Origin of the sequence: Nitrosomonas sp. (assembly GCF_024282095.1) — a bacterium.
In the GTDB taxonomy this organism is placed as follows: Bacteria; Pseudomonadota; Gammaproteobacteria; order Burkholderiales; family Nitrosomonadaceae; genus Nitrosomonas.
In genome coordinates, this window is record NZ_JAMWZS010000003.1 from 67,793 (window position 1) to 85,430 (window position 17,638).

The 17,638-nt window shown below is 43.2% G+C and carries 12 protein-coding genes; 1 reads left to right on the top strand and 11 read right to left on the bottom strand.

What is annotated here, in order from left to right; all coding sequences use genetic code 11:
- Positions 1–2 precede the first annotated feature (2 nt).
- A complete protein-coding gene (locus Q0K92_RS01815; protein ID WP_297324098.1) occupies positions 3–1,352 on the bottom strand; it encodes a SulP family inorganic anion transporter in 1,350 nt (449 codons plus the stop codon).
- A 481-nt stretch (positions 1,353–1,833) separates the two neighbouring features.
- Between Q0K92_RS01815 and Q0K92_RS01820 the strand changes: the two genes are divergently transcribed.
- The gene (locus tag Q0K92_RS01820) at positions 1,834–2,085 is read left to right on the top strand and encodes a hypothetical protein (protein WP_297324099.1); all 252 of its coding nucleotides are present in this window, start codon (positions 1,834–1,836) and stop codon (positions 2,083–2,085) included.
- Between the two features lie 462 nt (positions 2,086–2,547).
- Here the strand turns inward: Q0K92_RS01820 and Q0K92_RS01825 are convergent, their stop codons facing one another.
- The 10 genes from Q0K92_RS01825 to Q0K92_RS01870 form a co-directional block, all read right to left on the bottom strand.
- Positions 2,548–2,799, bottom strand: a complete 252-nt coding sequence (locus Q0K92_RS01825; protein WP_297324100.1) for a hypothetical protein — start codon at positions 2,797–2,799, stop codon at positions 2,548–2,550.
- 161 nt (positions 2,800–2,960) lie between these two features.
- Positions 2,961–4,121 carry a carboxysome shell carbonic anhydrase domain-containg protein gene (locus Q0K92_RS01830; protein ID WP_297324101.1) on the bottom strand — a complete coding sequence of 387 codons (1,161 nt, stop codon included), beginning with the start codon at positions 4,119–4,121 and terminating at the stop codon, positions 2,961–2,963.
- A gap of 52 nt (positions 4,122–4,173) precedes the next feature.
- Positions 4,174–5,223, bottom strand: a complete 1,050-nt coding sequence (locus tag Q0K92_RS01835) for a carboxysome shell carbonic anhydrase domain-containg protein (protein WP_297324102.1) — start codon at positions 5,221–5,223, stop codon at positions 4,174–4,176.
- Positions 5,224–5,252: 29 nt separating this feature from the next.
- Entirely contained in the window at positions 5,253–6,758 is a 1,506-nt protein-coding gene (locus Q0K92_RS01840; protein ID WP_297324103.1) for an NADH-quinone oxidoreductase subunit M, read from the bottom strand.
- A gap of 1 nt (position 6,759) precedes the next feature.
- Entirely contained in the window at positions 6,760–8,346 is a 1,587-nt protein-coding gene (locus Q0K92_RS01845; RefSeq protein ID WP_297324104.1) for an NADH-quinone oxidoreductase subunit M, read from the bottom strand.
- A 7-nt stretch (positions 8,347–8,353) separates the two neighbouring features.
- Positions 8,354–9,922: a proton-conducting transporter membrane subunit gene (locus Q0K92_RS01850; RefSeq protein ID WP_297324105.1), complete on the bottom strand. Its 1,569-nt coding sequence runs from the start codon at positions 9,920–9,922 to the stop codon at positions 8,354–8,356.
- Between the two features lies 1 nt (position 9,923).
- Positions 9,924–13,211, bottom strand: coding sequence for a DUF2309 domain-containing protein (locus tag Q0K92_RS01855; protein ID WP_297324106.1), 3,288 nt, complete (start codon positions 13,209–13,211; stop codon positions 9,924–9,926).
- A gap of 8 nt (positions 13,212–13,219) precedes the next feature.
- Positions 13,220–14,692: an NADH-quinone oxidoreductase subunit M gene (locus Q0K92_RS01860; RefSeq protein ID WP_297324107.1), complete on the bottom strand. Its 1,473-nt coding sequence runs from the start codon at positions 14,690–14,692 to the stop codon at positions 13,220–13,222.
- Between the two features lie 570 nt (positions 14,693–15,262).
- Entirely contained in the window at positions 15,263–16,210 is a 948-nt protein-coding gene (locus tag Q0K92_RS01865; protein WP_297324108.1) for a calcium-binding protein, read from the bottom strand.
- Positions 16,211–16,466: 256 nt separating this feature from the next.
- Positions 16,467–17,618 (bottom strand): RNA methyltransferase, encoded by a 1,152-nt coding sequence (locus Q0K92_RS01870; RefSeq protein WP_297324109.1) that lies wholly within the window; start codon positions 17,616–17,618, stop codon positions 16,467–16,469.
- Between the last annotated feature and the right edge of the window lie 20 nt (positions 17,619–17,638).

Here is a 17,638-nt window from a genome sequence, read left to right on the forward strand (position 1 = left end):
CCTTAATCCGCCCCACCTTCACCGGCAAATCGTTCAAGATATTTCTTGATAATCGCTCTACTTTTCATATTGTGTACATGATGCAGCACAATGTAATTGACGATTCCATGCATTGCCAGCGCTAATAATAATCCTTCAAAAATACCAAGCCGATAAACAAGCAGGGCACAAAGCATGGCCAATATCATTGCATATTGACCTTGATGAGCTACATGCAATAACCCCATCATCATTTTCCAACCGGTAAAGATCATGATGACCGCTAGGGAAAATTTAGGTAGGTACTCCAAATATTGTGTATTCACTACAAAGAAAAGAATCACAAAGCCGATGACCAGCACGGAAAATTTGGTGTAGGCACCCGCTAGTTTATTGGTGGTGCTTTTGGCGACACCATCCAGGTTGGTCATGCCGCCAAAGAAGCTTGATCCCATATTGGCAATCCAGATAGCCAATAAGCTGTTATTGGTATTGCATTTGCGCTGCAAAGGATCTATTTTTTGGATAGCTGCATTACTCATAACCTGTTCAATGACATCAATAATGGCCAGCATGGCCGCAAAACCAATGACATATAGCCAGGTTAATGTGCTGTCAAAATGCGGCAGTGGTAATGACAGGTTAAGTGGCACATCTTCCACATGCAACATAGGCATGGTAATCAATTGGGCTAAAAGCGCTCCAGCGATAATCAATACAAAGTAGGGGATAGCGGGTTGTGTCGTTTGGAATTTGGTAAAGAGATAGATGAAAACAGCAAATCCTGCGACGGATATCAAAACCATTTGGGTACGTGCGCCATTCCAGAATACTTCGGATGCCAATCCTTCGGGTATTTCATAAGTCATGGCAAAAAAATTAATGGCAATCTTCAGCCCTACACCGGCTAACAGACCTTCAACCAGATATTCGGGTACCGCCAGGAGAATATATTTCTGTAAATCGAATTTCCAGATGATGGCTTGCATAAATGCAGTCAAAAAAATGACAAAGGCCATATTTTCTATCCCGAAGCTTGCGACACCCAATGCAAGAACGGGCGCTAAACCAGCCGCTACGCCAGGTGCTCCAATATAGTTTCCCGGCCTGATCCAGGCATTAATCCAACCGACAAAACATGCTAAAACAACAGTAGCGAGTGCAACTTTGATGGGATAATCTGACATCATCGCAATACCGGTTGTCAATGGAATCGCCATTGCGCCGGTAATAATTCCTGCCTGCAAATCCCGGAAAAAGAAATTAACCTGAAATGCGGCTGAGTTTGATATTGGAATTTGTATCTTTTTTTTACGGTCTGTTTGCTTGGATTGTGGTGTAGATTGATCAGGTGAATTGTTATCTTGCGCCATAAGTAATTTTTCCTGAGTTAATTTTCATGCTTCCGAAGCAAATTGTTGCCATCTAACTATGAATGCGGTTGTGCATATGCTGCTTTCGCCAGATTAGCAATTTGTTCATGATTAATACAAATGAAGAATTTGAATAACAGCCGTGGAAAATTGCATTGTTTGCGTACTTATCATAGGTCTTCGCTAATTGAATTGATTGCATACTTTTCTTGTGTACTGGAAACACTCCAAGTAGCCATTTAATTTAGCAAGTTACACCAATGGCTTCTTTGTTATTTGAAGAAAGAAGATCTGCTGATTTTTGACGGCCATTTAAGACTCGCAGAAAATACGAATATAAGACTCATCATAATTCAGTTTATTTTAGAAATATTGTGAACATTCTGTGAGAATGATGTAAACTTTGTGTGAAGTTATAAGTTTTCTACTGGAAACTTTAAAAAGCTTTAATTTACTTTTCATATAGGTATAGGAGATTAATATGAAAACAAGTCATTTTTTTCTTAGCACGGCAGTCAAAGTGAGTTTTATTTTGTTTGGCATTATGCCAGTAATCGGCTTAATTTTATTTGGTGCTATGCCTATATCTTCAATAGTGCAATCGGTAATAAACTGGGCGGGAATGGATATTATTCTCGGAGTAACAGTTTTTCTGGGCTATCTTATAATTACTGCAATACGTGGTGTTTTAAAGAAGAGAACATATCATTCTTCAATGAGAATTTCTGCATAGACTTTCCCTAAGCTCAAATAGTGTCAATGTGGTCTAATGATAAGCATTGACACTGCTTTCACTCCGATACTTTTTGCAACTTGTATTTTTCATTAGCTGATAATTGCTAGTGGAAGCGCAAAAGTACTGTTATCTGCATAGTATCGTATAAGTGCATGCTAATTGCTAATAATTTGATTCTATGTAAGATTACTGTTAAATGCTGTTTTTCTGAATTAGCATTGCTGATCTGTATGACTCACAGCTTTAGTGTGTATTCTGCTCCCATGCTTATTAGGTTGTAAATATTCCTATTTAGCGAGAGCGCTATGGTTATACATAGCCGTTAACTTCCTCATCTGTTTTATAGTTATCATCACAGATTTCGTAAGATTACTACTTTAAATGATAAACAGTTATCTCGTGCACTCTTGCGATAAGGTATATAGATGAAATTAACCGCGCGAATCGCTACAAAACCTGCTACGCGTCTTGCTGCGCAGCTGTTTCTGCAGTTTCTCGTTCTTCAATTTCTGGTACAGCTATTTCAGATTCGTTTTGTATTTGCTCGTTGCTGTAAACTGCATCATGTGTTTCATCCTTGGCATGAATATCAATATCATGCACGTTCTTCACATCGTCACTAATATCCCTTTCTATGCCATCTTCGCTACCTGTATTTTCTTCACTATTTTTAGAACCAAAAAGACTCGAAATCCAATCAGAAAAACCCATGGTACTTCTCCTTTCGTTCGAATAACGTAAATTGATAGATCTTACATAATATGTGCGATATCAGTTTTTAGTAGTTTTATATGTTTACTGTATGATTATAAATAGAGTTATTACCTCCTTTCTGAAAATAACAAAGATAAAACTCAAATCAAACAAACGTCTTATCCAAGTCGCTCTGTCATTTTAAACTGTCTGGTATTTAAATCGGTACATCCAGTAAGTATTTGCAAATGAGGCGCTAAATCAGGAACCTTATCTTTGATGATATCGAGTGCAAATTTACTGAGAAACCGTGCTTTTTCTGTAGCTAGGCGATACTCAGGGCCGGTCTCATCTCTGTAAACACCTGAAGTCAGGAGTACCACACCATCTGGATCAATTCGGCCGTCGTCAATATTGTTTTTCAGGAGCTTTGCAGCGGTTTCAATGGCAACCGAAAGGTTGGGGTCGAACGGTCCGACGATAAAAGCCGTATTGATAACATGCAACCAGTCAAAGCCACGCCCAACTCCCAGTACCCATTCTTTATGTTCGGCTTCTTCAATGGGTCTGTTGGAAGCCCGAATCTCCGCAATGTGTTTAATATTTCCCCGTACTAACGGTAAGAAGTCTCGAATAATTCGTTCGGGCATAGACGGATAGAGTGAGCGAAGCATTTCTTCCAATTCGAGCTGAGAAGACTCTTTGGTATTTGCCAAATCAATGAAACGATCGTTCTCACCATGCAGGATCAAGGCATCCAAGTCGGTTTCGATACCGCACACGATGGGTACTACAGCGCCACCTCGACCATAAACAGAATCAAATTGATTTTTCAGCTTTATCGCTGCGGCTTTGGCAGCATCGGTGTCATAGCCAAATCCTCTACAACCCCGATGAGTATCGCCACGTGCAAAATGATAGGTTACAAACACTAAGCAATGTCTACCTCGACTGATGGAATATTCCACCCATTGATCAATCGCTTTCTGAAAAAATGGCCAGCCTAAGTCAAATATGCCGCCAAGATTACGAAATGGTTGAATGATCCCCAGTGTAGTTTGTGTCATAACGGGTAGATGCAATCGACCATCCATGCATTTAAGTGCTGCTATTTCAGTTGGATGCTCATTTCTATACTTGCGTCTCTCAACAGCCAGATCCATAAAGGCTTGAGAGTGTTGTGTATTTAAATTAAGTAGATAATCAATCCCAGTATTTGTCACATCGCGCGTACTTGCAATATCTTTACTGACATGCTCTTCTGTGTTGATTTCATTATCCTTACTTTCTTCATTATTTTTAGAGTTAGAAGGACCCGACAGCCAGTCAAAAACCCCCATAGTATTCTCCCTTTTAGATATGATCTAAGCAACTGAAAATGTTTAGAGAGTTTTATCCAAGCCGCTCTATCATTTCAAATTTTCTGGTATTTAAATCGGTACATCCAGTAAGTATTTGCAAATGAGGCGCCAAATCAGGCACCTTATCCTTGATGATGTTGAGTGCAAATTTGCTGAGAAACTGTGCTTTTTCTTTAGCTAGATGGTACTCAGGGCCGGCCTCATCTCTGTAGACACCTGAAGTCAGTAGCACGACACCGTTTGGATCAATTCGGCCGTCGTCAATGTTATTTTTCAGGAGTTTTGCAGCGGTCTCGATGGCAACCGAAAGATTGGGGTCAAACGGTCCGACGATAAAAGCGGTATTGATAACATGTAGCCAGTCAAAACCGCGCCCAACTCCCAGTACCCATTCTTTGTGTTCGGCTTCTTCAATGGGCCTATTGGAAGCACGGATCTCCGCAATGTGTTTGATATTTCCCCGTACTAACGGTAAGAAATCTCGAGTAACTCGTTCAGGCATAGACGGATAGAGTGAGCGAAGCATTTCTTCCAATTCGAGTTGAGAAGATTCTTTGGTATTTGCCAGATCAATAAAACGACCGTTCTCACCGTGCAGGATCAAGGCATCCAAGTCGGTCTCGATTCCGCACACGATGGGCACTACAGCGCCACCTTTACCATAAACAGAATCAAATTGATTTTTCAGCTTTATCGCTGCAACTCTGGCAGCATCGGTGTCATAACCAAATCCTCTACAACCCCGGTGAGTATCGCCACGCGCAAAATGATAAGTGACAAAGACTAAGCAATGTCGACCACGACTGATGGAATATTCCACCCATTGATCAATAGCCGCCTGGAAGAATGGCCAGCCCAAATTAAAGATACCGCCAAGATTACGAAATGGTTGAATGATCCCAAGTGCAGTTTGTGTCATAACCGGTAAGTGCAACCGACCATCCATACATTTAAGTGCCGCTATTTCAGTAGGATGTTCTCCTCGATACCTGCGTCTCTCTGTAGCCAAATCCATGAAATCTTGCGAGTGCCGTGCGTTTAAATTAAGCAGGTAATCAATCCCGGTGCTCATGTTATCCATTATTGTTTTCCTTATCTTATATGTAAAGTTTAGGGTGTTTGCATAGTTAGCCGAGATAACCATACCTCGGCGGCAACTTGATTCAATTTTAGTATACCATCTGGGAAAAAACCAAATATCAGAATCAATAGTGTCGGGATGCATACTAAAGCGAGTTCTCGTAACTGTAAATCATGCGTTTGTTTTGCATCAGCATGTGAAATTGGACCGAGGAAGGCGCGCCGCGAAAAAGATAGCATATAACCGGCACCCAGGACCGCACCGATTAAGGCGGCAATCCCTAATGCAGCATTGACAGTCAATGCACCAATAATTATTAAAAATTCTGCTGGAAATCCGCTGGTTCCGGGTACGCCGATACTTGCTAGCGCAAACAAAAAATAAACACAGGTTAGACGCGGCATCACTTTGGCAAGACCTCCCAAGTGAATAACATCCGTGCTACCCAGGCGATGATGGATAAATCCTGAAATCAGCATGAGCACACTGGCAATGAGTGTGAAGTTGAGTAATTGGAAAATTGCGCCCTGAACCCCTTGCATCGTTAGTGAGGCAATTCCGACAATGACCAATCCAACGTGGCTTACACTGGCATAAGCCAGTAAACGCCGCAGATTGGTTTGCTGTAACGCAATCAGTGCAGCATAAATCAGTGTAATGGCACCAAAAAGGCTGATTACCCAACTGAATTCAACGGCTGCAACAGGCGCAAGCGGCATGGTAAAGCGCAGAATGCCGTAAACACCGAGCTTTAGACCCACTAATATCGCAACGATATGAGTCGGGCCCTCCATAGCAACGGTAGGCAGCCAAGTATGGAATGGAACGAGTGGTGCTTTGACAGCGAAACCGAATAGCAAAAGCAGAAAAACTAACTTTTGCTCATCATCCGGTAATACAGTTTGCAACAAAATTGGCAAGCTGAATGACAAGCCTTGAGGTATATCGCTACCTATTTGAAAGGCGTGGTTTGCAGCCAGGAGAGTGATAGCGAGTAATAACGCGACTCCGCCGGCTAACATGAATAATGTATATTTCATCGCCGCTTCACGTCGTTGCGAGCCGATACCCCACAAGCCGATTAAAAAGAAGAAAGGGGGCAGCGTGAGTTCCCAAAATAAGAAAAACAATACCAAATCTAATGAACAAAATACCCCGACAGTAATCCCTTGCAATGCTAATAATAATGCAAAATGAAAGCGCGGATTGTGTTGAACCGAGTTCCATGAAGCAAGGATCACTATGAGTGTCAATAGCGCTGATAACGGCAGGAATAATAAAGAAATACCGTCTATACCAATCATGTATTCAATTTTAAGCTGTGGTATCCAGTTATATTTCTCGACCAGTTGAAAATCACCAATAGAAGCATCAAAAAAATATACCACGAAGAGTGCCAAGATCAATTCTAAGCCAGAAAACAGCAGTGCAATCAATTTGGCCAAGCCGGTGCTCTGCGTAGCGCCAACGATAATTGCTCCCAATAAGGGAAAGAAAATAAGAAAACTAAGCAATGGAAAATCGACTTCACTCATTCTAATTATCCTTGGTAATAATCAACATCGTTTTACTGTCGGAATACGATGTTTTTGCGGGAGTGGGATGCAACTCTTTGATGGAGCCTGCACCTTGGTCAATAATATGTAACCAAGGTGAAGTATGGAAACCAATACCAATCAGCAAGGTGCAAATCACTGCAACAATGATTGTTTCATTGATAGGTGATGACAGCACAATTGGTTTGGGGGAATATAAAAAGGGTCCCTGAAAACGTTTAGGTGTGGCTATAAAAATCTGCTGGAAAGCACGCAACAATAGCGCTGCTGCCAAAACGTTACCGATCAGCACTACGATGGAAACAAACCAGCCATGCTCCTTGATGGAACCTTCGATTAATAAATGAATGCCATCGAATCCCGGGGTACCGGGCATGACCATGGTACTTAATGCACTGATAACGAATAAGATAGCTATCCCCGCGTTAGCATCGAACATACCACCCAGACGCGGAATCATTGAGGTATTGGTACGCTTATAGATCATACCGATACTAAATAGCATACCTGCTGCTGCTAATCCAAAAGCAATTGAAAGTAGCATGCTGCCTTCCAGTCCATAACGATTAAAGGCAAAGATTCCAATGACCAGTATTCCTGTTTGACTGATGACAGCAAAAGCCAACAGGCGACGGATGTTGATCTGCATGAGCGCAAGCAGGGCACCATATAAGATTCCAATCAATCCAAATATCAATACCAGCCAGGACCATTGTTCTGAAGTCTCAGGGAGAATGGGTATTAGGAATCGAATGGCCGCATAAACACCCAATTTCAAACTGACTAATAAGATCCCTACACTAGCGACAGTGCCTTGTTCTGCCAGTACCGGCAACCATCCATGAAACGGGAATAATGGCATCCGAATAGCAAATCCAAAAAATAATAGGAAAAAAGTCAGTGTGGCATATTCCACTGAAGAATCACTTTGCTGCAGAGCCAGCCAGTCAAATGTTAATGTATCTCCTGAACCCATAATGCTAAATCCAAGCATCAAGAACCCGGCAAGAACCATTAGTAATCCACTACCCCAGTGCTGTAGTAAAAGGGCGACAACCCAGCGCCGATTCTGCCCGGTACCGGAGCGTATAGTGAGTATCGCAACCGGGATTAATTCCAGTAGACACCAAAACCAGAATTGCAAAGCATTCATTGCAACAAACGCGCCGATTAAAATCGCTTCATATCCCAGTAGTGCAGCAATATAAATTCTGTCTGAAGCGGAACGGCGTGTTGTCAATGTATAAATCAGAGCCAAGGATGTTAAGATGGTTGTCAATGGGATGAACAGAACACTGATGCCATCTACACCAACCGTATAAGTAAAAATAATATTTTGTACCTGTTCATACAGCTGAATGCCTGATTTAGTAGTGTCAAAAACTAGCAGTAGATAAATACTCAGTAAAAAAGTAAGTATCGTTCCTGCGAAACCGATGCGTAGCGCAATAGCTCGTGTTGGCGACAATAAAACTGCAATCATTGCTACCAATGGGATCAGCGTCATCGATGTTAGCAGTGGGAACATCGCTGTTTCCCACCAAAGCGTAATATTTACAGTATCCATTTAATCCTCATATCGAAGATGCACTCAATAACACCACAAGAACAAACACAACAAGATAGCGTGGTTTAAGTATTAATTTTTCAAATGAATTCGCCAGATGTCCTAGTTGCTTACCGATATCGACCATTTCTATACCAACCCCACGTAGCACCAATCGTTCCTCAAACCAACTCATTGCACTGGCTACCCACTCAAAAATTTTTCCGGCGATACCTTTGCCGCGACCAAATTCAGTCGCATCATAGCCTGAACGCGCAATTTTGATTTTTTGTTCCAGTTGAGCCAGGGTTGATATTGCGTCGCGCGAAGTAGGTGATCCTACTGCACGGTCGATAAAGTAGTTGTCAAAATAATCCAGATCCCGGCCTAATCCATAAGTCGGCCTTACTAATGCGCGATCTATGATAGGGTCAAGCCAGAAGCGTTGCAGCGATGAGTTGTACAACCAGCGCAAATGAGCCAAATCTCGTGAAACCGGCCGCATGGGGTTGCCATTGGCGTGAAGTACCAGGGATGGCGAAGTCAAAACCTGATACCCACGCATAATGACATGAGCACACATATGCCAGCTCGCAAGCTCCCAAAAACCTAAGCCACATTCAATAAACATCAATCCTATCTGGCCTGTAATTGCGAAACAGATGGAGCTTTTTACATCAGTTTGGGTTAATCCGACAATGAAGCTATAGATGGCAGTCAGCAAACCGACTATAACGCACAATATCATTGCAAAAGGTGCTCGTTCAAAGAGGGGTTGCAACAGTATGATCAGGAATACTCCGGAATGTATCATTACCGAACCATAAAACACGGCGCTTGAAGGTGTGGGGCCTTCCATTGCTCTGGCTAACCATGGAGAAAAGGGCAGTTGTGCGGATTTGGTGAAGGCTGCAATGGCGAAGCACAATGCAATGACCGTCGCATGCGATGTGGGCATGACGAGCTCTGCCTTCGAATTCAGATCTGCCCAATTGGTGGTTCCTGCATAGTGAAAGGCTAAAGCGATTCCAAAAATGAAACAGGCATCGCCAACACGGTTGGTAACAAAAACACGCGTGGCATTAATTGTTGCGATTGGGCGATCATATGCATAGGAAATTAAGAGATAAGAACATAAACCGGCAATTTCCCAGCCAATAAAAGTGATCACTGCGTTACCCGACAGCGATATCAGCATCATGCCGGTAGAAAACAAGCTGAAAATAAAAAGATAACGAATGAATCCCTTTTCTCGATGCAGATAGTAGGTCGAAAATTGGATAATGATAACCAGAATTACTGAAAACAGTGCGGCGACGATGACGCTATATCCGCTGGTAACAAAGCGCATTTCGATATTGAGCAATTCGCTACCTAGCCATTGTCCAACGTTAAATGAACCACTGTTGTTACCCAGAAAATCTGAGACCATTAAAGCAATGGCAAGCAAGCAGGCTGATATGATGGCAATTCTTACCATGACAGACATGATATTTTCATATCGCCTATCGATATTTTGAGAAATCAAAAAATTTACACCAATCAGCAGTGCAACCAATAGCGGTACCAGGGGAATTAATGCAGCTAAGTAATCCATGTTATGCCTCCATCCGCTCGGGTTGTTTAATCAGAACAGGTGGCAACGGCTCATTCTCGTTCTGATAATAGGATACTGATGATTCAAGAATTGGTACCTGTCTTTTCTCAGCTTGCCATGGCACAAAACCAACCCCCCGTTCGAATATCGATATTTCACCGCTATCGGGATCCATGGCACCTAACAATATCCAACCGCCTCCGACCAGCTCACGAATAACCGCCTGGCGCTCATATATTTGCCCGAGAATTTCAGTTTTGGCTTCAATAAGAACTTGTAGGCGCAATGGTTCATGAATCTCGACCATTTGCTTGGATAAGCCCGTACGCAGATCACTTGTGGTGCCTTCCATCACGCCAAACATACCGGTAATGTTATGTGTAACCTTTGTGCCGCAGCCAAAATAATCGTTGTTGACTGTGGAAAAATAATATTCAAGATTGATACCGGCACCAACTGGACCAACAGCCAATAATAGATTTTCAAGCAGCTTGCCGTCGGCATCCTGCGTTGGGTCATATGAAATCAGAAAAACCCGGCGGTCCAGAAATGTACCCTGAGAGACTGAACGCCGGCCTATGATAGCCCCCGCGATGGTGGCATGATTATATTCGGGGAAAGCCTGAGAAAAATCATTGGCGCGTAAGTAAACGTGCTGCTTTCCTTCCTCAGGCGTTTTGGGATTATTGGCTGAGGCAAAACGGCGGCAGCGCTCATGAGCAGAAGCTTTACCTGCATTGATTAAATCCCTCTTGACCGCTTCAAAATTTGATAATGCATGCTGGGGAATATCGATCACGTCATACCAGGTATATTCATCGCTACAGGTATCATGTTCGGCACCGACAAACCAGGTATCCTCTGGAATATTGATACCGCGTTGCGCTAGCAATGCCCTGATTTCTGGACGATTTGCCATAGCAGCAAACAACCGTGCATTGGGGCCGCCACGTTTGCCACTGCAAGCGCCACAGTTATAAGCGAATCCATGCGGGTTATTTTGATTGGTAGAACCATGCCCAAACAGCACAACAATGGGCGCAAAACCATAGGACAAGCCTGTTGTACGCATAAATACAGTGAGTTTGTCAGCTTGTTCTTGATCAGTAAAACCCACACGAGGATTATCCGGTGTTGCGGCAGTATCTGACGCTGGTGCCGTGAACATTAACCGCGTAGGGACTTGTTTTTCGATACTTCGGCGCAGCGTGTTATTAATTGCCAGCGTATATTTAGGTAGAAATACTTTGCCCAATAAGCCAAAGAAAACAATGGGTGCCAGTGCGTCAATCACCGCATGTGAGAAAATCAGGCTGCGTCGCAGTGACTGATTCATTAAATAGGCTAGCTTCTTATAAAGGCGATAACCGATGGTATGTTCTTGCAGCACACGATCGGTGCCTTCTCTCGGTATCTCATTCACTTCATTGACGGGAGTTACGGGCAGAGGACATTGTTTTTTTATTTTTATGTCGTCGATTCCCTTGTAATTCATTGGAATACCGAAAAACCCTGCAGCACCAAGTGTTTCGATAGTTGGATTAATTTCTTCCAATTGACGACGCAAGCTTTCTTCACGATCATCCATGCACGTGACAACTTGTGCTTGTGGTCTCTGCTCGCGCTTAGCCCAGCGTCCACGTTTTAGGTTTGCATGTAAGACTTGATAGAAATTTTCTCTGTAATGATATTCGTAAGCATACAGCCACAATTTGCCACGTTGATCAGCAGTAAATTCATCAAGAACCGCCAGCATGCTATGCAAGTCTTTTTGCTGAGCATGCTGGAGGTGCATTGCATTTACCCCCAGATGCTGGCATAAGCGGAGTAATCGCCAACCGCCGTTGAACGCATTATGGCTAATATTATCTTCTACCATCGGACTGTGTTGCCACGTCCAGATTAAATCAGCGAGATCCTGCCACTCTGATTGCTTATACCGCTCTGAACTGGTACGCAACAGCAGATTTCTAACCGAATTAGTCAGGTATTCCGGTAAATCCCCATGATAGAATAACTTCCGTACCATGAATTCCGAGAGATTTTTCTGAAAATAAAATCGTAATGCGCCCACTCGTGCATCAATATTCCAGATATCTTCACAGGCTTGATAAAGCCATAGTCGATCTAACGTCAATCGGATAGCGAGATAATCGGCCAAGTGTACTTTTGAGGGACCGTTGTCAGGAAGATAATGCGGACGATGTTGTCGCCAGTTAATCATGCCTGCCCAACCCGGCAAATCAAATGCAAGCAAACGTAAATATCCTTCCCACTTTTCTTCGGGAATTTCTAAATGGGTCAGCTGCATAATGATGCAATCAACAGGATCTGTCGGAGTTTCTGAGATAACTCTCTGCCAATCAGGCAAGTCATGTAAAAATGGATTGGCATCATAGTGCATAACTGATCGCCAAGCAGCATACAGTCCAACCTCTCCGCAACCGGGTAATTTCCATGCGGATACGCCTTCATCCAAAGCAGATGCGCAGATGCGTATTAATTTAGTGCGGACTGAATACAGAATGTCTATTCCAGTGAGCGCCTTTATAAAATCGCGCATGGTTATACTGTCACCCAATTGTGCCAGCATCTCATTGAGCTTGACTTCAGCTTCCTCACGCATTTTCAGGTGAATCAACAAATTATCGCTAACCGCTTGGGCGGAGTGGATTCTTTCCAACCATGTTTTTGCTTGTTCTTCCGATAAATCAAGCATGTTTTCGGGGTGTAATGAGGATTGCTCTAAATTCAGCTTACTTAAAATGAGGTCCCAAATCTGTTTAATGGCAACGGCTTCATCGGCATCACCTGCAAGCAGTTTTTTGCGTACAGCGTCAGGCACATCGGGTTGAATTTTTTGCAATGCATTCAGTTCCTCGATTTGCCAATTTAATTGGCTGGCAGAGATGCCCTGCAAATCACATAGTAGTGCCACGCGATAAATATCGTTGCGTGTGATGGTCATCTGCGCCAATTTGCAAACCACTTGATCAGCACGTAATTCCGGATCATGCGCGATAGCAGCGGTCAGATCCTCATCGGTAATGGACCCTTTCTGGTATAGCGCACGGTTGCGTTCGTCTGAGAGATAGCCGTGAATGCCCGTTAATGTTTCAACTTCTTTGACGGCCTCTTCAAATGGTAAGTGCTGAAAACCATGGATAGTGTTGTGGTGGACAAATTCACGTATAGTCGCTTGTCCAGGCAAGAGATGATCTAAGTGATCCAAATAAGCTAATATTTGCTCTTTCTTATCAGAAAATTCAGAGTGTCCTTTTATTGTCATTGTTAATCCTATTGAATACGTTGACTGATAATATCGCTCATCTGAGTAATGGTTGCCGTTGATAAATCAATTAAAAGCGACGGCCATAGACCAAAAAATACAATGCTGGCAACCAGTATGCCCGCTGCCAATAGCTCGGGTGTTCGCAAATCCTCAATTTCACGCATTTGCGGTTTTACAGGGCCTGTAAATAGCATGCCAATGGTGCGCATTGCATATGCTGAACTAATGACGATGCTTAAGCCCAGAAAGATCATCAGGAAACCCCATTGCTGAAAACCACCAAGGAATGCATGAAGTTCGGCAAAAAATCCGACTGTACCCGGCAAGCCCATGGCAGCGAATAAGGTGATGGTCATGAATAGAGCAAAGCGTGGCATGACTTCAACCAAAGAGCTGTAGTCCAGGATGTTGCGGGTATGAGTTCGTTCATAGAGCAGCCCCACCAGTAAAAACATGGCGCCCGCTATTAAGCCATGAGCCGTCATTTGTAAGACAGCACCGATGAATCCGGTTAAGTTCAACGTGGCTATATCCAGAAGTACTACGCCCATGTGACTTACAGAGGAATAGGCTACCATGGCTTTAAGATCAATCTGTCGCCAGGCTAATAATCCGCCATAAACCATACCAAATAATGCCAGGAAAACAAGAACGGGCTGCAGTACCTGCGCTGCTTCGGGTAGCATCACGACTGCCCTGATTAATCCATAAGCACCCATTTTTAATAAAATGCCGGATAACAGGATACTGACTGGACTGGGTGCTTCTACGTGTGCTAAAGGGAGCCAACCATGAATTGGGAAAATAGGCATCTTGACACCAAAGCCGATCAAGAATCCTATTAATACCCATACTTGCTCATTCTTAGGCATGCTTTGCGCTGCTACGCTCATGGACGACATCAGTGTGCCGCCGTGCGGTGGCATATACTGACTGATCGCAAGCAAGCTGATTAACATAAAAATCGAGCCACCCATTGTATAGAGTACAAAATTAAGGCTCGCCACATGACGTCGTACACCGCCCCAACGACCAATCAGTAAGAATAGCGGCGCTAAGGTCACTTCCCAGAAAATATAAAATAAGGTCCAGTCTTGCGAAAGAAACACACCCAGCATCCCAAATTCGAGTAGCAGGATACAGATGTGATAACCCTTGGTACCGTTAGAAATATTGAAAGAGGCCAGTAGCGCAATGGAAGTAAGCAAACATGCCAAAGCGACCATGGGTAATGACAGACCATCAACGCCTAATGCAAAGTGGCTACCCAGCTTTGGGTTGAGTACGAATTGCTGTTCAAACTGCAAGCCGCTATCGTGTATGTTATAGATAACAACTAGCCAGCAGCTGATCAAAAAAGCAATTGTTGCAAACAGGTTTGCGATGAATCGAATCTGATTGATGTTCTGTTTTGGTGTTAACGCCAGAAATAAAATGCCTATCGCAGGCATCCAAAGTAATATACTGAGTATCCCCATGGAATCTTTACCTTTATTACTGGAAGTGTTTGTGTTTAGTTTTTAAAACTAGGAGTTTGGGCTTTTATTAAGCATTTTTAATTCTAGTTTTTTCTTAATATAATTATCAGTATTTGAAGGATTATTTCTATACCGTACAGCGCAGATTTAAATATCCCTTACACCAACAAGTACACCGACAAGTTAACATAAGAAATGTGAATAAATAGTGAAAAATTAATATAAAAGATGTGAATAAGTAGTGAAGGTGACGAGGTATTAGTTTGATGTTAAGAAAAATTAATTTGAGAAGCTGCAATCTTCTTGAGAATGCTCTTTATTTCAGCAAATTAACTCTAATAGTTTTAGGTAAAAACAAGAACTGACAATGGCTGCGGAAGAGGGTAGGAACAGAACAATAAGTCGACTTATTGCCGCAACATAGATGCTATTTTATCAGATTATTTCAATAAATCCACTCCATCTATCTCGTTTCTCTTTTGTGAAACGCTATTGCTGTTTAAATTAGCACATGCAAACTCCGCCGCCGACAGCGACGGAGTGTTTGGGTTAGCTTAGATGATCAAGAAATCAGTTCACTATCAAGAAATCAGCCGCTGATAAGGGTGGAACTCCGCTTAAGCTGGCAAATTGAATTGCTGCACCGGCACCATTACCATTGGCATCATACGATAAGGCGCCTGTCGTGGTATTGTAAAGTAGGAAGTCGTTAGCATCGGCAGCAACAACACCGGGACCTGCACGGAAATTACCTGCCGCAATTGCTCCCGGTAATCCAAAACTGGTAAAAATATCATTGTCCAATCGAATCGTATCGACGGGTGCGAAAAAGCCACTGATAGTATCTACATTAGTGGCGCTATTCAGCGTGGTGTCGAATAGGTAATGATCAGTGGCACCGAGACCAGCAAAGAGAGTATCGTTACCTAGGCCGCCAGCCAAGATGTCGTCGCCATTGCCACCTCGCAGGATATCGTTGCCCGCTTCACCTCGGAGAATATCGTTACCATCATCACCGATCAAAGTATCGTTTCCGGAGCCACCAAACAGCTGATCATTGCCACCCAAACCGGCAAGAGTATCATTACCGCCTAAGCCTCTTACCGTATTGGCGGCTGAGTTGCCGGTGATATTATTGCTGTTGCCATTGCCTGTACCATTAATAACTGCAGCGCCTGTCAGATTAAGGTGCTCAATACCAAAGCCCAGAGTATGAGTGACGGAAGAATTAACCGTATCAACACCGCCCAAGGCATCATTGAAGGATTCTGCAGCAATATCTCCTAAATCATCTACAAAGTAGGTGTCATTCTGATCACCGCCATTCATGTTGTCAGCGCCGGCACCGCCGTCTAATGTATCGTTTCCATTGAAGCCAAGTAGAATATCTGTTCCAAGAAAGCCAGAGATAATATCGTTGCCATTGGTTCCGTCTAATTGAGGAAAGAATTGAAGGATAACGCCATTGAATTGCAGTGTGTTGTTGTCATTAAAGTTTGTACCGTTAACAATTGCCATTTTATTTACCTCACATAAAATAGAAAAACTTCGACGAGTTGTTGTACTTCTGAGTGCACTACACGCTATTGATATAATGCAATAGCAGCTGGTTTCAGTTGCACGCTATCCTGCGAATGTAATCTAAATTGATTGCAATTTTATTACGCAAGCTCAGAATTTAATGATACAGCATATCCAACGAGCTGCCACAAGTGGTGCTGAATAATGGAAAGCGTCGCCATTGGAACTCCTACCTGCGTGCGCAATCGACCATTTAAGCTTTGGTAAATACTGCCAGCGCTTCGACATGCGGTGTATGTGGGAACAGGTCGACAAGCTGAATATCGCTGATGGTCCAGCCGTTTTGGCTGAAAAACCAGGCGTCACGGGCGAAGGTTTCCGGGTTGCAGGAGATATAGTAAATATTTTTTAAAGCGATGAAGCTGGTAAAAAATCCCTGATGTTTTTTTAATCCGGCGCGAGGTGGGTCAAGTACTAAAGTTTCTGCATCGCTGACATTTTTTTTCAATTTTTTCCAGACAACAGGATCAAAAAGATCAACAGTCTGAGGCATCACTTTGGCGAGATTTCTGGCTTTGAGTGCCTGGATTGCGCCGGCTTCTGATTCGTAAGCGATAATGGCTGTGCAATCGGATTCGGCGATGATTTGTGTGAAATTGCCGGAGCCGCAGAATAATTCCACTACTTTGCCCGGTTGCGGATTATTTGCGAGTTTTTCTCTGAGCCAAGCCTGCATCCATTCGTTTTGTGCTGTATTGCCTTGCTTGAAAGGACGCTTTTGGTTACTGCGAATCTCATCGGCTTGCATGTCGTCATCCAGTTCAATCAGTTGCCAATTGTGTCCGGAATCCGCGTGCCATGCGCTGTTGGGTAGAGACTGGCGGGTGATTTTCAGCAGATTCCGGCATTTCTCATTGAGTACCATGCAATCATTGATGGGAACGATCTGATATGAGTTTTCGGACACAAACCCCAGTTTCACACCGTCTGTTTTGACCTGGCATCGATTGCGATAACCGTATAACTGCGGAGCAGGATGAATGGAACCAATGGCTAATGAGGCCGTATCAAATCCGACTCTTTTCATGGCGTAAACAAAGCGACTCCTCTTTTGTTCGAGCTGGCTTGTATAATCGGCAATCATCCAGGGGCAACCGGTGCAGGCATTTTCTTCCAGACTGGCGTATGGACACGCGGGAATCTGTCTGTACGCAGAGGGTTGGGTGAGATGAAGTAATTTTGCGTAGGCGAATTTTTTATTGTTGAGTGGCTTGTCGATCACTTCAAATTCGCCGCTATCGCCTGGCCACGTGCCATAAACGAAATAGGAAATATTATTCTGGATATTTTTGACAACGCCCAGGCCTTTTTGTGATAAATGTGTAATCGTGCCTTTAAATTTCATATTGATGGTTATTTTTGATA

Coding starts and splice junctions, on each gene's coding strand:
- Q0K92_RS01860 (WP_297324107.1), bottom strand. CDS start 14,692: ATGGGGATACTCAGTATATTACTTTGGATGCCTGCGATAGGCATTTTA.
- Q0K92_RS01840 (WP_297324103.1), bottom strand. CDS start 6,758: ATGAGTGAAGTCGATTTTCCATTGCTTAGTTTTCTTATTTTCTTTCCC.
- Q0K92_RS01845 (WP_297324104.1), bottom strand. CDS start 8,346: ATGGATACTGTAAATATTACGCTTTGGTGGGAAACAGCGATGTTCCCA.
- Q0K92_RS01855 (WP_297324106.1), bottom strand. CDS start 13,211: ATGACAATAAAAGGACACTCTGAATTTTCTGATAAGAAAGAGCAAATA.
- Q0K92_RS01850 (WP_297324105.1), bottom strand. CDS start 9,922: ATGGATTACTTAGCTGCATTAATTCCCCTGGTACCGCTATTGGTTGCA.
- Q0K92_RS01815 (WP_297324098.1), bottom strand. CDS start 1,352: ATGGCGCAAGATAACAATTCACCTGATCAATCTACACCACAATCCAAG.
- Q0K92_RS01835 (WP_297324102.1), bottom strand. CDS start 5,223: ATGGATAACATGAGCACCGGGATTGATTACCTGCTTAATTTAAACGCA.
- Q0K92_RS01870 (WP_297324109.1), bottom strand. CDS start 17,618: ATGAAATTTAAAGGCACGATTACACATTTATCACAAAAAGGCCTGGGC.
- Q0K92_RS01820 (WP_297324099.1), top strand. CDS start 1,834: ATGAAAACAAGTCATTTTTTTCTTAGCACGGCAGTCAAAGTGAGTTTT.
- Q0K92_RS01865 (WP_297324108.1), bottom strand. CDS start 16,210: ATGGCAATTGTTAACGGTACAAACTTTAATGACAACAACACACTGCAA.
- Q0K92_RS01825 (WP_297324100.1), bottom strand. CDS start 2,799: ATGGGTTTTTCTGATTGGATTTCGAGTCTTTTTGGTTCTAAAAATAGT.
- Q0K92_RS01830 (WP_297324101.1), bottom strand. CDS start 4,121: ATGGGGGTTTTTGACTGGCTGTCGGGTCCTTCTAACTCTAAAAATAAT.